At 61.3% G+C, this 14748-nt stretch carries 17 protein-coding genes and 1 pseudogene; 3 read left to right on the plus strand and 15 right to left on the minus strand.

Features of this window, described 5'->3' with window-relative positions; all coding sequences use genetic code 11:
* Nucleotides 1–157: 157 nt before the first annotated feature.
* Nucleotides 158–454: a putative quinol monooxygenase gene (locus tag ABH939_RS23060; protein WP_020971354.1), complete on the plus strand. Its 297-nt coding sequence runs from the start codon at nucleotides 158–160 to the stop codon at nucleotides 452–454.
* A 1936-nt stretch (nucleotides 455–2390) separates the two neighbouring features.
* On the opposite strand, the gene ABH939_RS23065 is transcribed toward ABH939_RS23060, so the two are convergent.
* Nucleotides 2391–2918, minus strand: coding sequence for an AAA family ATPase (locus ABH939_RS23065; protein WP_007735561.1), 528 nt, complete (start codon nucleotides 2916–2918; stop codon nucleotides 2391–2393).
* 284 nt (nucleotides 2919–3202) lie between these two features.
* Here ABH939_RS23065 and ABH939_RS23070 point away from each other — a divergent pair.
* Both ABH939_RS23070 and ABH939_RS23075 read left to right on the plus strand, forming a co-directional pair.
* Nucleotides 3203–3344: pseudogene (locus ABH939_RS23070) on the plus strand (ribbon-helix-helix protein, CopG family); the annotation flags it as partial.
* 50 nt (nucleotides 3345–3394) lie between these two features.
* A complete protein-coding gene (locus ABH939_RS23075; RefSeq protein WP_374229161.1) occupies nucleotides 3395–3580 on the plus strand; it encodes a toxin in 186 nt (61 codons plus the stop codon).
* Between the two features lie 266 nt (nucleotides 3581–3846).
* On the opposite strand, the gene ABH939_RS23080 is transcribed toward ABH939_RS23075, so the two are convergent.
* From ABH939_RS23080 to ABH939_RS23145, 14 genes are all read right to left on the minus strand, one after another.
* A complete protein-coding gene (locus ABH939_RS23080; RefSeq protein WP_139799841.1) occupies nucleotides 3847–4368 on the minus strand; it encodes a hypothetical protein in 522 nt (173 codons plus the stop codon).
* Nucleotides 4365–6599 (minus strand): hypothetical protein, encoded by a 2235-nt coding sequence (locus ABH939_RS23085; RefSeq protein WP_404650193.1) that lies wholly within the window; start codon nucleotides 6597–6599, stop codon nucleotides 4365–4367. Before ABH939_RS23085 ends, ABH939_RS23080 begins: the two co-directional genes overlap by 4 nt.
* A complete protein-coding gene (locus ABH939_RS23090) occupies nucleotides 6596–7000 on the minus strand; it encodes a hypothetical protein (RefSeq protein ID WP_233405612.1) in 405 nt (134 codons plus the stop codon). Before ABH939_RS23090 ends, ABH939_RS23085 begins: the two co-directional genes overlap by 4 nt.
* 119 nt (nucleotides 7001–7119) lie before the next feature.
* Nucleotides 7120–7524 carry a hypothetical protein gene (locus ABH939_RS23095; protein ID WP_063315417.1) on the minus strand — a complete coding sequence of 135 codons (405 nt, stop codon included), beginning with the start codon at nucleotides 7522–7524 and terminating at the stop codon, nucleotides 7120–7122.
* Between the two features lie 120 nt (nucleotides 7525–7644).
* Complete coding sequence (locus tag ABH939_RS23100; protein WP_404650194.1) at nucleotides 7645–8340, minus strand: MspA family porin; 696 nt, start codon at nucleotides 8338–8340, stop codon at nucleotides 7645–7647.
* 730 nt (nucleotides 8341–9070) lie between these two features.
* Nucleotides 9071–9562 (minus strand): hypothetical protein, encoded by a 492-nt coding sequence (locus tag ABH939_RS23105; RefSeq protein ID WP_404650195.1) that lies wholly within the window; start codon nucleotides 9560–9562, stop codon nucleotides 9071–9073.
* 18 nt (nucleotides 9563–9580) lie between these two features.
* A complete protein-coding gene (locus ABH939_RS23110; protein ID WP_063315419.1) occupies nucleotides 9581–9958 on the minus strand; it encodes a hypothetical protein in 378 nt (125 codons plus the stop codon).
* 136 nt (nucleotides 9959–10094) lie between these two features.
* Nucleotides 10095–10595 (minus strand): helix-turn-helix domain-containing protein, encoded by a 501-nt coding sequence (locus tag ABH939_RS23115; RefSeq protein ID WP_083058559.1) that lies wholly within the window; start codon nucleotides 10593–10595, stop codon nucleotides 10095–10097.
* A 57-nt stretch (nucleotides 10596–10652) separates the two neighbouring features.
* Nucleotides 10653–11081 carry a hypothetical protein gene (locus ABH939_RS23120; protein WP_209448124.1) on the minus strand — a complete coding sequence of 143 codons (429 nt, stop codon included), beginning with the start codon at nucleotides 11079–11081 and terminating at the stop codon, nucleotides 10653–10655.
* A gap of 38 nt (nucleotides 11082–11119) precedes the next feature.
* A complete protein-coding gene (locus ABH939_RS23125; RefSeq protein WP_209448123.1) occupies nucleotides 11120–11314 on the minus strand; it encodes a hypothetical protein in 195 nt (64 codons plus the stop codon).
* Between the two features lie 191 nt (nucleotides 11315–11505).
* The gene (locus tag ABH939_RS23130) at nucleotides 11506–11940 is read right to left on the minus strand and encodes a limonene-1,2-epoxide hydrolase family protein (RefSeq protein WP_404650196.1); all 435 of its coding nucleotides are present in this window, start codon (nucleotides 11938–11940) and stop codon (nucleotides 11506–11508) included.
* An 8-nt stretch (nucleotides 11941–11948) separates the two neighbouring features.
* Entirely contained in the window at nucleotides 11949–13085 is a 1137-nt protein-coding gene (locus ABH939_RS23135) for a PDR/VanB family oxidoreductase (RefSeq protein ID WP_209448121.1), read from the minus strand.
* Nucleotides 13082–13987, minus strand: a complete 906-nt coding sequence (locus tag ABH939_RS23140; RefSeq protein WP_020971348.1) for a metal-dependent hydrolase — start codon at nucleotides 13985–13987, stop codon at nucleotides 13082–13084. The genes ABH939_RS23135 and ABH939_RS23140 overlap by 4 nt, the downstream gene beginning before the upstream one ends.
* 78 nt (nucleotides 13988–14065) lie before the next feature.
* Nucleotides 14066–14719 (minus strand): TetR/AcrR family transcriptional regulator, encoded by a 654-nt coding sequence (locus ABH939_RS23145; RefSeq protein ID WP_020971347.1) that lies wholly within the window; start codon nucleotides 14717–14719, stop codon nucleotides 14066–14068.
* Between the last annotated feature and the right edge of the window lie 29 nt (nucleotides 14720–14748).

Consider the following 14748-nt stretch of genomic DNA (forward strand, 5'->3'; position numbering starts at 1 on the left):
GCATCGCATTCCCTCACTATGGAGTCTCCTCCTTCGGCTCCACGATCGCTAGGGGGTTGGGATCGGTTTCCTCGAACGGTGGGTTTGGGTACCTTCCATTAACCGATGGATGGTGTGATGCTTGACAGTGTTCACCACCTCGAAGAGGAGATCCGATATGGCCACCAAGGCGCTGCTGGTCCGACTTGAAGCGAAGCCCGGCAAGGAAGAAGCGGTCGAGGAATTCCTCCGATCGGCACTGCCGCTCGTCGAGCAGGAGCCCGGCACGAAACCCTGGTTCGCGGTGCGGTTCGGGCCCTCGTCGTTCGGCATCATCGACGCATTCCCGGACCAAGCTGCCCGCGAGACACATCTCAATGGTCCGGTCGGCAAGGCCCTCGGCGAACGAGCCGACGAACTCTTCGCTGCGCCGCCCGAAATCAGCTACCTCGACGTTCTCGCTGAAAAAGTCTGAACAACCGACTGGAAAATGTCTTGTCGATGGCGGTCACATTCGGTTGTGAATACAGTTGTGCCACAGCCATACCCGAATCACGGTAGCTTTGCCGGCGTGCGCGGCTGTGGCGTACTGTCCGTCGCTCGCTTCCACCCAGGTATCGGTAGATCACGAGCAGGGCACTCAGTCGAGCCAACTCGCTACCCGTTTAGGAAGAGCATTTCAAACTCGTTTCATTGCAAAGTGTTTCGAGTTTGAGGTGACCTGCCTGGAGTGAAGTAGGACTCCTTGTTCTTGGAGGAGGGCTTAGTGGAGCACCACGGATCATCGAGCAAGGACGATTGGTGCTAGTCCTGTTGGAAAGATGGTCATAGACGATGGCAAAGGTGAGGTCGGATGGATTCACCATCACCGTGCGCCGGTCACCGACCTGGGGTAGCACGTTACCTTTGGGTGCCTCGCAGTCAGCGTCGAACGTGTCCAAACCCGGGCCGCTGATACGGACGGTCAGTTCGGCGGTGTCTTGGCCCTCGTTGAGGTCCCGGATGCGGTTGACGGCGAAAATTTCTGCAGTCGCTGCAATACCGACGGCCCGGAATCGCTTTCCTCCCACCGCCATCCATAGGTACTGACTGCAAGCCCGATTCCGATCGGGAAGGTGAAGACTCCCCACTACACGGCCGGTCGATCGAGTACGTCATCATCCCGGCGGCGAAACCGATGAGTTCGACCTGCCGCGGTTTGTCCGTGTTCTTGTTGGACAAACCGACACCCTAAGTGAGGGGGTGGTTTTCGGGTGGCTGTTTCAGGATTGAAAAGCGGTGATGCCGCGTCCCCGTGTGGTTGGCGTCGGAGCGGTGTGAGCCCGGATTGCCGTGGACTGAATATTGTTGCAGTCGTTAGCTGTTCGCCGTTTGATGCGATCTTGTTGTGTGCGGTTTTGTTGGTTGCCGACCATATCATGTTGCCGTTGTTGCAAAGCGCCAGTAGGTGTTTGTTGGCATCAACGACGGCTGAGGTTGGAAACGACATGGACGATCTCCGCTGGCAAATTATGTAAGGGGTGGTGGGTGCCCCTTGGAGCGCTCGGAATGCTCGTGGGAAGTCGCGGCCACACCTGTTGCCACAGAACCATGGCGATAGGTCACCTGTCGGGTCGGTGCCTGGTGCTGGAAAGGTTCGAACCTAGTCAACAGTTTCCGTCGGCAGTCACTCCCGGTCGTCGACACACTGGTGAATCCTGACGCCCCGTGCCTCGTTCGTAGCTCCGTTGCTAACGGTTTCATCCCGTCGAGTCCAGGGAGAGGGGCAGTGTTGACCGACTGCTGGTGGATTGTTCTCAGCTGTCGAAAAGGCCATCTTTGCCCGGAATTTCAGCGCCAACTGTCGCGTAGTTTTTCGAAAGTCGCAGGTTGATCTGACAAATAGATCGGAATCTACAGCCGCCATCGCCTGAAGGTGGGACAAGAATCGGTCATGGTGGGATTCGGGGCGAGCACCAGCGATTATGTCGATGTTGGGCGGCTGCCGAGCGGTTACGGTGTTTGTCGAATCAGTCTCGGAGCCCGACGATCATCCGGCCACGAAAAGTGCGGCCGTAGCGAGAATCGCAACAGAAAGGATGGGTACGCGGCGACTGTCACGCTGGACTCCGTTTCCTCGGTTCCGCGAGAATTGCCAGGACAACCGGCTCTCAGAATTCACTCTGAGCCACGAGATGCCTGTTTTCGATACCCTCCGCCAGAGAGTGAGCCCGGGAACGCGCGTTGGTGAGCAGCGCTCTGCGGGGCGGCAAACTGAAGGGGCGGCAGCACCAGCTCACCCGAGAAGACGTACATCCCTTGCGATTTTAGAGACCGGCCAGCCCACAAATCGAAGTTTCGCCAGGTCGATCATCACGAGTAACACTCAGTGCCAGCATCTTTCGAACGCACCCAGCTCGACGATTCCGGTGTCACTGCAAAGCCGAGAGAACCGTGTCGACCCGCCCACGGAGTGGGCCGTCAAGCTCGACAACTACCAGGGAGTCACACACCTGCATCGGATCGGCGTACACCAAATCCAGCAACGCGTCGTTCACCGCGCGCTGCAGCTCCGGCATCCCCACCGCAGGCAACTTCTGCACTGTTTCGACGGTAATCGGCACCACAACCAGCACGTCGAGAGTACACAGCGCGGACCTCACAATCGCCGCCTCGACTTCTGCCTCCGGATCGACACCACACGCCGACAAGTACGCCAGGAAGTCGAGCGGCGTGCGATCGAATACAACACCAGAAGAAGGTGTAGTCAGCAATCGCAGTGAACGACGAAGCTGCGCACGGTAATCATCAGCCGAGGGTGGAAACTCGAACTCGCGCCCCTCCTCTTCGAGCACGAAATACGGTTCATCGACCCGAATGTGTCCCGCGAGGCGGCCACACAACTCGTCGACCAGCGTGCTCTTGCCGGTCCCGTGCGGGCCGGATACTCCAATACGCATTAGTGGGGCCCTCTCAAGAAAGTTACGGAACTACCCGTCAGTTGAGCACCCGTCGACCGCCGGCTCGATACCGACCCCTGGATGCCCGGACCCGCCACCAATTCTCGTTGCGCCTGGAGCGTCGACAGTCATAAGTGGGGCCGCCGAGGTTGCGGACGATACCCGACAGTTCACCACGTGCGGGAAGATCAGTGGCGCTCGTAGATGGCGAACCCGGCGTCGTGATCGCCCCGTTCGGGCGTGCATTTGCTCTGATGGACATCTCACTCGACCGCGACGGGCAGACCCTTGGCGTCGGTCCCGGCGCCGTAGTGCCCGTACAGATGGACGCCGCGTTACTCGCGGCGTTGAACGCGCGCGCAGAACAAGAACGTCTCCCGGTCCGAAGCGATCCGAGAAGCAGTGCGTGCCTGGACCCAGGCCGCTTGTAAGCACATAAGTCCACACTCAAACACGGAATCAGCGGAGACGCCGGCATCTACGCCGCACAGCACCACGTCTATGTCGCCGACCTGGACCACGACAATCCTGCCCGCCAGTTCCGGCTGGGCGTCGACCCGAACGGGCGTCTCTTAGAGCTGGTTGTGCTGCGCTACGACAGCGGAAACGAGCTACTCATACACGCCATGAAGGCCCGATCTCAAGACGTTGATCTCCTGTAATCGACCTCGTTCGCCGCGCGCGATGCAGGGAAAGTCGATCTGCTCGCCGGTACGGCGAGGGGCACCGCCCCCGTCGCTCGGTGATTGCGGCCTGCATCGATCAGCTCTGTCACTCCTCGAATCGACGCAGAATTTCCCCGAAGTGAGCCATGTCGGATTCATGTGCCGCCGTCACCAACTTCGTCACGAAATCACATCCTTCGATATGGATTCCATCGTCAGCAAAATCGGGCTCACCTGCTATCGAAACCCTATGGAAGAACTCCTCAGTCGTTCGCAGGTTTGGTGTGGTGCTGGGTTCGGACAAGCCACGCGGCCAGTCGCGGCCTGAGATACTCGGTCTCTTCCTCGACATCCACCATGAGCTGTCCGAGTATCGCTGCCGAGTACAGTGTCAGGATTCCTCCGGGCACACGCGTCGCGATATCGGATTTGCCGAATGCGAAAAGCATGGTCTGCTCGACTTCTTCTTCGGTTATCTTGATAAACGAAACAACCTTTGGGTAGAGATCCTTGGACAGCTCTGATATTCGCTCGAAATCAATACCATGTGGAGATATCCGTTCGATCTCCAGAGATAACAGATACGAGACGTACACTCCCACGGTGTTCTCCCGGGGGCTGCGCTCGACAAGGTTGTCCATCTCGTCGAGTATGTTCTTGTACTCCGGCCGAACATTTCGGTCGTGGGTTTCGTGGAGCAGTCGCTTCGTCAAATCCCAAGCGTCTTCGTACACGCCGTCCCCTGACAGACCAATTTCCCCGACACGCGCGTAACCCATGGTCATTGTCCCTTCGGCTTGAGGAATCTGAATATTATCCGGGCGACGCGCTGTCCGACGTCTACCGCGAAGATCGTGGCCGGGATCAGCGGAGCCAAACCGGGACTTGACGGCGGAATGGGCTGAATTGCAGTGAAGGGTCCAGGTGCAGTGCCCATCGTCGTTTGTGTCTGGGACGGATTGACATATCCGGGCATCGATTGCTCGATGCGGTCGCCGAAGTTTCTGAAGGCGGTGCCACCTCTGGCAAGTGCCTCTGTCGGGGCGCCTTGCTGCTCGTACGGTGCGAACTGCGTCTTCGGATCGATGACCTCGGCGATGCCGTGAGCTTGCGAGGTAGGCACTCCTTGCGATCTCTCCGCAGCCTGCGCGACTTGCGTGTCGATCCGAGTGGCGCCGGCAGCAGCACGGGACGTGGCGCCGACTTCACCGGCCACACCAGTGACCACACCGAGAGCTGCATCTAATTGGAGCTGCCGCATCCAGTACCGGGGCCCATTCTGTTCCAGGGCCTCAATTCGTAAGAGCGATCTTCCTGCATCGGTCAGAGCACCGGAGGGATCACGGTTGTAACTGACCATCCCCTGACCGACGGACATCCCGAGACCGAGAAGATCCGAACCGGCCTCGGCCAGTCCGCTAATCCCGTTGCCACCAGTCACGTTTTGACTGAAACGGAGTAAGGATCCGAGATCGGAACCCATCTCGCTCAGCCAATCTCTGGTCGCGCGTTCTTCATCGGTCTGACGTTGCAACTCCTCGCGGTCGTTTACGGCCTGCACGGCCGCAGCTGCGGATTCGCGGTTGGCGTCCTCCTGCGCGGCCGCCATCGTGTCGCGGGCCTCGCCGGTGGGCACGATAGTGACCTCCAACTCGGCATCACCCGAATCGACAGGGTTGGTGTAGCTGGCGGTGGTGCCGTCACCCTGATCGACTGTCACTTCGGAGCCAGGTTTCATCGTGTCCTGGTTTGGTACGTACGCCGTATAGCCAGGATCCGGCGTGCCCACCACCGCGACGCCGTCCGGCTGCCCCGAGATCGCTTCCTGCCCGTTCGGCAGCGGGGTCGCCGTCAACGGCCGCCCGGTGGCGATGTTTTCTCCGCCGTAGGGGCCGTCCGCGAGGACCGGGTAGATCACGCCCGGGGTGGGGACCACGATTTGGTAGAGCTTGCCGTCACGGATCTCGTAGTAGGTGGGAACCGGATCGCCGTTGACGTCGTACGCCCACGCAGCGGCAACGGTGCCCTGCAAGTCTCCGTTCGCGTCGTAGACACCGACGGACCCGTCGTCGTTGATGCTCATGTGTCCGCCGGGTGGTACGTCGACCACCATTTGAGCTTCATGCGAGGAGGTTTCGTCGTGAATGAGGAAGATGGTGCGTTGTCCGCCACCTGGGTCGGGGATGACCACGACGTCCTGACCGCCGACGAAATACGGCATGAACGGTTTCGCGACCGTACCGACTACCTGGGAGAGAACCGACTCCCACGGGCGTGCGCTCACACGCGCACTGAACGGTCCCGGCCGCCCCCTCACTCCCATACCCGCAGCGGTGAACGCCGCGGCGCCGACCAACACGAGTTCGAGGTAGCGGTCGCGTCCGTCGTCTTCGTCGAGCACGGAGGGCGTCACAGACTGGGTCGATTCCTGCTGTCCGGGAGCAGTATTCGGCGTCAAGGCAGGAACGGGTCCGGGACCACGATCAGTGGTCGATGCCGGTGCGGTCGATCCAGCGGGTTGCGGCGTGGTCGGTGCAGGTTCGCTGGTGGTCGTCGGAACCGGGACTCCTGCAGGGTTCTCGATACCTGGTGGTGTCGGCGTATTCGGCTGTCCAGGCAGCGCGGCGCTGGGGACGGGGACGATGGGGGTTCCGTTGTAGGTGGGGAAGTTCGTCGGAGCGTTGGCTCCGACGTTGGGGCCGCCGCCCGGTGCTTGCGCACCGGGAAGTCCGACCGTTGTTGTCGGGGCGGCCGTCGGGGTCGTGGTGGGAGCGGTCAAGCACGGGTTGATGTACTCCGGCGGGATGGGTGCACCAGGTGGCAGCGACGCAATGAGATTCAGGTAGATCTGATGATCACGTGCCCGCACCGCTGCGCAGTCTTCTGCCGGTCCTGCGGAGGAGGTCGGGGCGAAGATCAGCAGCGCCAGCAGTGCGATCACCATTGCCGCGAGCACCACCACGGTGGAGATCACCGTGGTCGGTGAGGTGCGGTCGAACCGGCGCGCAGCCTTCACCGGCGATCACCCGTGTTCGACTTCTTCCGGAATTCGGCGATGAGTGTGTCTGCGCCCCAACAGAACACCCGTCCTGCGATCGACATCCACAGAAAGAATGCCAGATACACCAGAATCGTCCCGTAATCGGTGGCCCATCCTCCGAGGCGTCCGATCACCGCAAACGCCGCGATCAACAACGCGAGCCCGAATACGGTCGCGATCACAGCTTTCGACATCTGACTCAGTTCACTGTCGCGATCCCATCCCTGATCACCTGCACCGACTGCATCGCGGGGTAGGTCGGAATACACCGATGCCGGAGCTGCAATGGTTCCTGGCGGCACGTACGGCAACGCACGCTCAGCTGTGACGTCGCGGCGGGTGGGTGAAGTCATCGGGGCGTTCGGTGAGGTGGTCATCGGAGGTGAATGCCTTTCCCCGCCAACTAAAAACGCGGGACTTGAGATACCCGACACCGACCAAAAGAACGGGCGGTCACCGGGAGGAGATGCAGCAGTGGACAGGAAGAGGGTGCGCTCTACCAGGGGCAGTTGACGTACGAGGTAGCTCCGGCGAGCCACCCTCCTGCCGGCGGGAGATAGAACTGGTACGAGGCGCACCCGTTCGGATACTGGGCAGCAATTGCCGTCCGGCGCGCCAGGACATCAGCCGACACGTCGATCACGGTCTCCCACCCGGGAACGGGGATCATGACGTTCGCGTTCGAGAGTGCCGTCACGATTCCACTGTCGCGGGCCGCGACGGTCAAGGCGTGGCCCAGGGGAACCTGCACCACCGGTGCACCGTACTGCGCCGGAACCGGCCCCTCGAACATCACGGGAGCAGCCATTGCGGCTGGGGCGGTAGCGAGCAGAATCCCGCCGACAGCGAGTGATGCAGCCGCGGTCGTGGCTGCGATTTTCTTCGTGCGAGTCAAAGACATGATGCTCCTTTGATGGATGGAAAAGTGGAAAGTGTTGGGTAACAGCGCCAACGGCGGACCAGCACGGCAACCGAGATAGGCGATTGCGGGCGCGGAATGCCGTTGACGACAGTCCCTGCGTCAGAGCCAGGTGGGATCGGAGTACACGAACACACTGTTATCGGCCGTCGCCGTCGACACCGCGAACTGCGCGTACGAACGGATCGTGACCGGACCCATGCACGCATCGACCTTGACGTGCACGTTCTCCGCCGTGATCGAGGCTTTCGCGGCTTCGAGGTCCTTCTTGCCGAGCGGGATCGTGGTGATCGTGCCGGGGGCGATGGTGGTCTGGATGCTCGGGTTCACCGAGGCGTTCACGCCGATGTTCGCCGACGGAACCCCCGAAATGCTGACCCCGACGGACGGGCCGAGGGAAAAACCAAGTCCCACGCCGAGGCCGGAGGACACATCGATTTGGCAACCGATCTGCAACCCCTGCTCGACATAGCCCGTCTTCACCGCAGAATCGCCGGCTCCAGAGATGGTGCCGGTGACCTTCGCCGACACGAAGCCCTCGCGAGTGAACGCTGTTGTCGCCAGGTTCGGGACCGGGTTCGCCGAAAGTTTGGTAGCCGCCAGATCCAACGTCCAACCGTCGTCGGTGACCGTGCTAGCAAACTTGTCCGGCAGCGCCGTCGGGATCGCCGACGCACTGCCGGCGAACGCGAGAGAGCCAGCCATCAAAACTGACGACACTGCAGCACCCACACTCGCCGCCTTCCCGATGCGCCGCTTTCCTGACAACATGCGGGTCTCGGGGGTGCTGGTGGCCATGGTCGGTCTCCCGGGGGATGAGTAGATAATTCAGCAACCTGAGCGATTGCCAAAACTTAACTGTTACGTCTGACCGGGACGCTACAACACCGTCCCTATGTCCGACTAGCCTCCAATGCCCGAATCCATCCGCCGAAAGTCGTACTCGAAGTTACGGAAACATTTCCCGAACACTCGGACCAGGCGGTTTGTTCACGCGAAGGGTGTGACGAGCCTCATGATCACGAAATGGTGACCGCTGTTCAGGCTCAGTGATTGTTCGGCAACCCGGCCCTGGAAGACTGGTGACGCTCGATGCGAGGCTTATCTCGTCGGGTGGAGCGGCGTGGTCCGACTGCTGCTTCGGCAAATCGGCTGTAGCCCGGTGAGTCCGCGGGAACCTTCCGGCGTTGATCGGAGATACGCAGTCTCGCAGCGAGTTTCAGCAACAGTTCCAGCGAGGTCGCCGGTCCAGGGGATGGTGAAGAAGTGGCCGGGAGAGACGCCGAAGTAGTCGGCGGGCGCACCCACGACCTCATCGGACGGGCTCGTACGAACGCCGTTGCGCAACTGCGAGATACGGTGTCGAGACTCGGCAGCCACGCGCCCAGAAGATCCTGGCCGGCCACCACACACTGACTTCCTTCCGTCTGCTCCCGTCGTCGAGGTCAGGTTGCCGGCGAGGCAGGCAGATCCTGGGCAGGCGACGCACGAAGGGCGGCGACGCTCGCACAAGGGATGCTCGTGGTAGTCAACGAGCAGGGGTGAGTAGCAGTGTCATGGTGCGGAATTGTTGTTCGGCACTGGCTGCGAGAAATGCACACCGATCCGCGCTCATGCCCGAATCCGCAGCGTGCGTGTCTTTGTCGGCTGGGACGGCGCAGTCGAGGGAGATGAACCGGTCGAAGCTGCGGTTGAATATCTCGATCGGTGAGGAACTCTGACCTGTCCACGCCCGCGCCAGACGAGACACCGACGATTCGTCGATACTTCGCACCAACGCGGACTTGCGACTCAGGGAGTCCGCGCACAACGATGCCTGGAAACGGCACGAGAATTCGACTTCGGTACCGAAGTCGGCGCACCCGGATGCGCACCGCTCACCCGCGCCGGCACTCAGGCTGTCGACGGAGCCGGCTCCTGGCGAGCAACCCGCTGACATGATCGCCGCGACAGCGAGAACGCCGATCGCACATCGGCGAACAACGGTGATACCGACACGGTGATGCACGGTTTCCTGCATACCGGGTTCAGCTGTTCTCTACCAGGCGCTTTCGGCGTTGAAGATGTTCCCCTGATTGATTGCGGGGTCGACGAGATACAACCCGACACGACCGCCGGGGTGTGAGGCCGCCTCGTCGACGAACTGATCGCCGGTGACCGGGGTCCATGCTCCGGTGTACCAGACGGAGTCGTGCGGCAACCCGACAGTCCAGGCGTCGCCGAATGCGGCGTTGATCAGATTGCCCGCGTTGATCTGGCTCGCGACGACCGTCTCGTGGTGATCGAGAATGACTCCGACGTAGCCGTTTCCCGATACCGGAGTCGCCGCCGAGGCAGAGCCTGCGCCGGCAATCGCCACAGCTCCAGCAGCCGCTGGGATGGCCAGAGCGGCAACGATCTTGAGTGCACGTGTCATCGAAAGGGCCTTTCTTCGTTCGGATCTAGTCAGGGGTCGAATCCGGGGTCTCGAAACCAAAATAGGTGGAGGGGCCCGTGCCTCCAGTGAACGCCATATGGCAAATAATCGGCAACCCTAAGGGCGCACTTGGGAGTCAGATCACATCGGTGGGATTGTTTCGCCGCGGTCGTGGTGCCGGTTTCGGTCGACCAGGTGTAGGACGTTGAGTCCGTGTGGGCGTCTTCCGGTGGTTTTCGGAGATGCATAGTGCGGCAGCCAGATTCGACAACAGTTCCAGTGAGGTCGCCGGGAGTCCGTTCGCGGCCCGGAGCAACTGTCTCAGTTCCTGGTCGGCGAGATGATCGACTATCTCCGCGTCCTCGTCGTGAACGCGCGCGCGATCGCCGGACCAGGGGATGGTGAAGAAATAGCCGAGAGGGACATCGAAGTAGTCGGCCAACGCCGACACCACCTCATCCGATGGGTTCGACCGAGCGCCGTGTCGAAGCTGGGAGAGATACGCTGTCGAGATTCGGCAGCCGCGTGCGAGAAGGCCTTGAGCCACAGCGACGTTCGTCAGGCGCCGATCGGAGCCGGAGAAGAGCTCGTTCAAGCGGAGTTGAAAGACGTTCTCGTCCGTCACACGGCCTACCATCGCGCCGCCACCTCAATTCTCTCGTTCCTATCCTGTGCTTGCCGAAGCGGTGCAGGCTTAGCAGATGAGCCAGTGGCCACTGGTCGAGGTCAACGACACGACCTTGCCGATCGAGGTCTCCGGAGCGTCATCCAGATGTCCGCGTACGGTCGCTGTGGCTGCAGATCCTTGGAGGGTGAGATACTCGACTGCATCGAGCGTGATTGCCGGCAGCACCTTTCCAGTGGTCGTGGTTGATACCTGCTTCTCGGCGCAGACGGTGGCAGCAACACCCTCGGACGAACCGGTACGGAGGGCATCGAGGTGAGATCGGATCACCGTGGTGATCTGCTCGGAGTCGGTGGGCATCTTCGACGACTGCCTGCCCTCGGTAGTGGGATCTGCTGAACTGATCGTGCATTCCGAGAGCAGCAGTGCTGCAACGGCTCCGCCGAAGAGGATCGATTCCACCGATCGCCGGCGGTAGTGGTTTATGGGTGGATTCACCGAAACTCCTTTGTTCGTGAACATGTGCGCCCGGAAAGTCATCCAGCCGGCGGCCAGAAGACAAACGCGGCGGACAGCAGAGCAAGGCTGAGGACCGCGGTGGCATTGGCGCCGCGAACAAAGACGTACTGCTCCGCATCCTCGGCGCCGAGACACAGCGGGGTCAGCTGCAAGGCCAGCGACAACATCCCGGTACCGAGCGCGCCGAGGGCGAACAATTGTCGAGCATCCATCAGCGGTATCCAATGCCGTTGCAGTCCAAAGGAACAACGAGCTCGTCACATGCGCGAACGTAGGCTCGGCGAGAGTTCTCCGCACCAGCGGCCGAACTCCTGAACCGAGGATGCAGTCGAGAAGCTGCAGGGGGAGATTTCAGCATCTGGTGAGGACTCCCCGGCAAAATGCGACACAAAACGTCGCTACCTCAGGTTCGGGTGGTTGGGCCGAATCGCAATCCGCGGAGCAGTCGGCGGTAGGAGAAGCGGTCGTCCCAAATGCGAAGCAGGCCGTTTGCGAATGTGTAGTGGCCGTCTACGTCGAGGTGCATGGCAAACCATCCGATGCGGATGATCTCTCGTCGCCGGGAGGACACGGTGTTGTGGTCGGTGGTCATCGTGAGCACTTCCACGACCTCGTACCTGGTGATCAGGCGAGAGACGATCGTGAGCGCCAGTTCGACGCGTTTGCTTCCACGCACGCTGGGCAGGCCGGTGTTGCGCCATTCGATGTCGGGATCGACGAGTGCGCGCACGGCATCGGCGTCCATTTCCTCCAGTGCGATCAGCAGGTCCACCACCCGCGATGTCAGTTGATCGTCGTTCAACAGGTACTCCGGTTGTCGGGAATTGTGTTTTCTCATCGGTGGATTCATGTGGTGACCGTCAGGCAGGGACTGTTGCTCCGCGAAACGCACAGGAGCATCTTGCCGGCGGCGCGCTCGGCTGGGCTCAACGAATTGTCACGATGATCGACGTCGCCGTCGCTGACGTGGACCATGCAGGTGCCGCAGAAGCCCTGACGACATGAATAGGGGGCTTTCGGGTTCACACGCAGCACCGCGTCCAGTGCGGTCTGGTCGGCGGCGACATCGATGACCTGACCGGTGCGAGCCAGTTGGATGCGGAAGGGTCGTCCATCGACGACCGGTGCGGCGGAGAAGCGTTCGGCGTGCACTTCCACACCGGGCTCGTTGCGCACACTAGCTGTGATCACGTCCATCATCGGGACGGGACCGCAACAGTAGATCGCGTCGCCGCTGCGGACATTCGGCGGGAGAAGATCGTTCGCTGCGGGTAGGCCGTATTCGTCGTCGGTGCGGATGGTGACCCGATCACCAAACGGCGACAATTCCTCGAGGAACGGTAGTGTGCGGCGCTCGCGACCGACGTACATCAGCGACCAATCCAGGCCCATGCGCTCCGCCTCGCGGACCATCGGCAGTATCGGTGTGATGCCGATGCCACCCGCCACGAAGTGAACGCGCTTCGCGCGCTCGATTCGCCCGGGTTCGACGAACCCGAATGCGTTGCGTGGACCGCGAACACCGACGACGGTACCGACTGGCAACTCGTCGTGGACCTCGTTCGATCCGCCGCCACCATCAGGAATCCGGCGTACCGCGATCCGGTAGCAGCGTCGATCGGCGGGATCGCCGCACAGCGAGTACTGACGTATCCGTCCCGAGGGCAGGTACAGGTCGAGGTGTGCCCCGGGATACCACCGTTCGAGGTCGCTGCCGTCAGGTGCTCGCAGTTCGAGACCGACCACGTCGTTGTCGGTGGCCACCGTCGTGCGCTCCGACACCGTGAGCGTTGTCTTGTACTTGTCGATCCGGTTTTCCGGTGGCTCGTCGCGATGAATCAAGACCGCCAACTTGACCTGCGTGGAGACCAGGACATCCAGAATGCGCAGAATCGAGTCGCGGCGCTTGCCGCGACGTAGGTCGACCGGGATCTCGCGGGGGGCCGGCCACCGCTGTGTGAGTTCGGGCGCGTTGGGTGTCATGTGTTGACCCGCTTGGCCGCTGGCGATTGCGCGACGTAGGCGAGGGCCTGGGCGGTGGACCCCACACTGTCGGGGTGAAATCCCGGCACGAACGTCGACACACCGCTCCAGAACCATTTCGATACACCAGGCACCAGTCCGCGGCGTCCGGCGCGGACGAATTCCAGTAGCAATCGTGGATAACCGATGTTCGGCGTGTTGGGGTCGTTGCGACTCAGATACATCGCAGCACGGAGCAACCACCCCAAAAAGATTGGCCACGTGATGATCATGGAGATACAGCGGCGAAAGTAGCCGACTCCGAAGTACGTGGCGACCTCGTGTGCCACGGCACGATGCTCGACCTCTTCGGCCCCATGCCACCGATAGAGGTCAAGCATCTGCGGATCCGCGCCGAATTTCTCCAAGTCCGCGTTCAACGCCCAGTCGCCCACGAACGCGAACATATGCTCCGAAGACGCGCAAATCCCGAGACGCTCGATCAGACGCTGCCGGATGGCCCGCGGATCGGAGTCGTCACCGACGCCCAAAGTTCTGCGGAAGAAATACTGCATCTGGCGGTTGAACGGGGCCGGGTCGATCCCGTGCCGTGTGAACACCTGATTCATGACCTCGTCATGCGCCTCTGCGTGCAGCAGTTCTTGACCCATGAAACCGAGCATGTCCTCGCGAAGCTTCTCGTCGTGCACGTCCGGGAGGGCCTGCTCGAAGGCCTGGATCATCATCCGTTCGCCCTCCGGAATGACGAGGTTCATCGAGCTGAGGAGGTATGAGGCGATCGGCTCGTTCGGCAACCACACCAAAGGCGCTTTCTCCCAGTCGAAATCGACTCGCCGCGGACGGATCGCTACCCGGCCGGGCGGTGCGATCGGACTCTGTGTCAGTCCACTCGTAATTCGCATGACCACTCCTCATTCATAAGTACTGCTGCGTACTTATGAATGAGCATGGCGATCTACCCTTGGCTTGTCAACACCGGACTACGAAGGGTTGGACGAGAGATCCAGTACCCGTTCAAGGAAGGACATGATCGGCGCATGAAGATTCATGTACGAATTCGACCCGTCAACCACCTGGCGGTAGAACAACTCGTTGCAACCGCCGATCGCCGCGAGAAACACTTCACGCCCCGGGGCTTCTGAAGACTTGGACGAGTAGCCGACGAGCAATGCATCGGCGAGCAGTTCCACGTACTCGTTGCGCTTCGCCACCCCGGCCGGGCCGGCCACAGGTAGGTCCACCACCCAGGCTCGCACGAACTCCGGTTCGGACGAACACGTCTCGAGATACTTCTCGATGACAGCCGAAAGCTGTTCGTGTAGAGATAAATTGGCGGTCGAGCTTTGTGTCGAGGTGATGTTGGAGACGATCACCTCGATGCCGGCGTCGATCGCCGCGATCAAGCACGCTTCTTTGCTCTCGAACTGCTTGTAGAAAGCTTGACGAGACACCCTGGCACGCCCGACGACATCGGCGATCGTGGTCGAGGCGATCCCCTTCTCCGCCGTCGACGAGATCACCGCACGCAGAATGCGATCGCGTTGCGCGTCTTGGACCTCGTCCACAGCCAGTCGGCCGCGGCCACGCGGCAACCCGGGGAGGTCACGATCGAACGATCCAGCCAGCCTGCGCATACCGAAATCGTAGCCCGCCTGGCGCCATC

The organism is Rhodococcus sp. 27YEA6 (assembly GCF_044908235.1).
GTDB classification, from domain to species: domain Bacteria; phylum Actinomycetota; class Actinomycetes; order Mycobacteriales; family Mycobacteriaceae; genus Rhodococcus_F; species Rhodococcus_F qingshengii.

What these genes read in the sequence shown, in the direction of transcription:
- ABH939_RS23060 (WP_020971354.1), top strand. Translation starts at nt 158, where the DNA reads ATGGCCACCAAGGCGCTGCTGGTCCGACTTGAAGCGAAGCCCGGCAAG.
- ABH939_RS23065 (WP_007735561.1), bottom strand. Translation starts at nt 2,918, where the DNA reads ATGCGTATTGGAGTATCCGGCCCGCACGGGACCGGCAAGAGCACGCTG.
- ABH939_RS23080 (WP_139799841.1), bottom strand. Translation starts at nt 4,368, where the DNA reads ATGACCATGGGTTACGCGCGTGTCGGGGAAATTGGTCTGTCAGGGGAC.
- ABH939_RS23090 (WP_233405612.1), bottom strand. Translation starts at nt 7,000, where the DNA reads ATGACCACCTCACCGAACGCCCCGATGACTTCACCCACCCGCCGCGAC.
- ABH939_RS23095 (WP_063315417.1), bottom strand. Translation starts at nt 7,524, where the DNA reads ATGTCTTTGACTCGCACGAAGAAAATCGCAGCCACGACCGCGGCTGCA.
- ABH939_RS23100 (WP_404650194.1), bottom strand. Translation starts at nt 8,340, where the DNA reads ATGGCCACCAGCACCCCCGAGACCCGCATGTTGTCAGGAAAGCGGCGC.
- ABH939_RS23105 (WP_404650195.1), bottom strand. Translation starts at nt 9,562, where the DNA reads ATGCAGGAAACCGTGCATCACCGTGTCGGTATCACCGTTGTTCGCCGA.
- ABH939_RS23110 (WP_063315419.1), bottom strand. Translation starts at nt 9,958, where the DNA reads ATGACACGTGCACTCAAGATCGTTGCCGCTCTGGCCATCCCAGCGGCT.
- ABH939_RS23115 (WP_083058559.1), bottom strand. Translation starts at nt 10,595, where the DNA reads ATGGTAGGCCGTGTGACGGACGAGAACGTCTTTCAACTCCGCTTGAAC.
- ABH939_RS23125 (WP_209448123.1), bottom strand. Translation starts at nt 11,314, where the DNA reads ATGGATGCTCGACAATTGTTCGCCCTCGGCGCGCTCGGTACCGGGATG.
- ABH939_RS23130 (WP_404650196.1), bottom strand. Translation starts at nt 11,940, where the DNA reads ATGAGAAAACACAATTCCCGACAACCGGAGTACCTGTTGAACGACGAT.
- ABH939_RS23135 (WP_209448121.1), bottom strand. Translation starts at nt 13,085, where the DNA reads ATGACACCCAACGCGCCCGAACTCACACAGCGGTGGCCGGCCCCCCGC.
- ABH939_RS23140 (WP_020971348.1), bottom strand. Translation starts at nt 13,987, where the DNA reads ATGCGAATTACGAGTGGACTGACACAGAGTCCGATCGCACCGCCCGGC.
- ABH939_RS23145 (WP_020971347.1), bottom strand. Translation starts at nt 14,719, where the DNA reads ATGCGCAGGCTGGCTGGATCGTTCGATCGTGACCTCCCCGGGTTGCCG.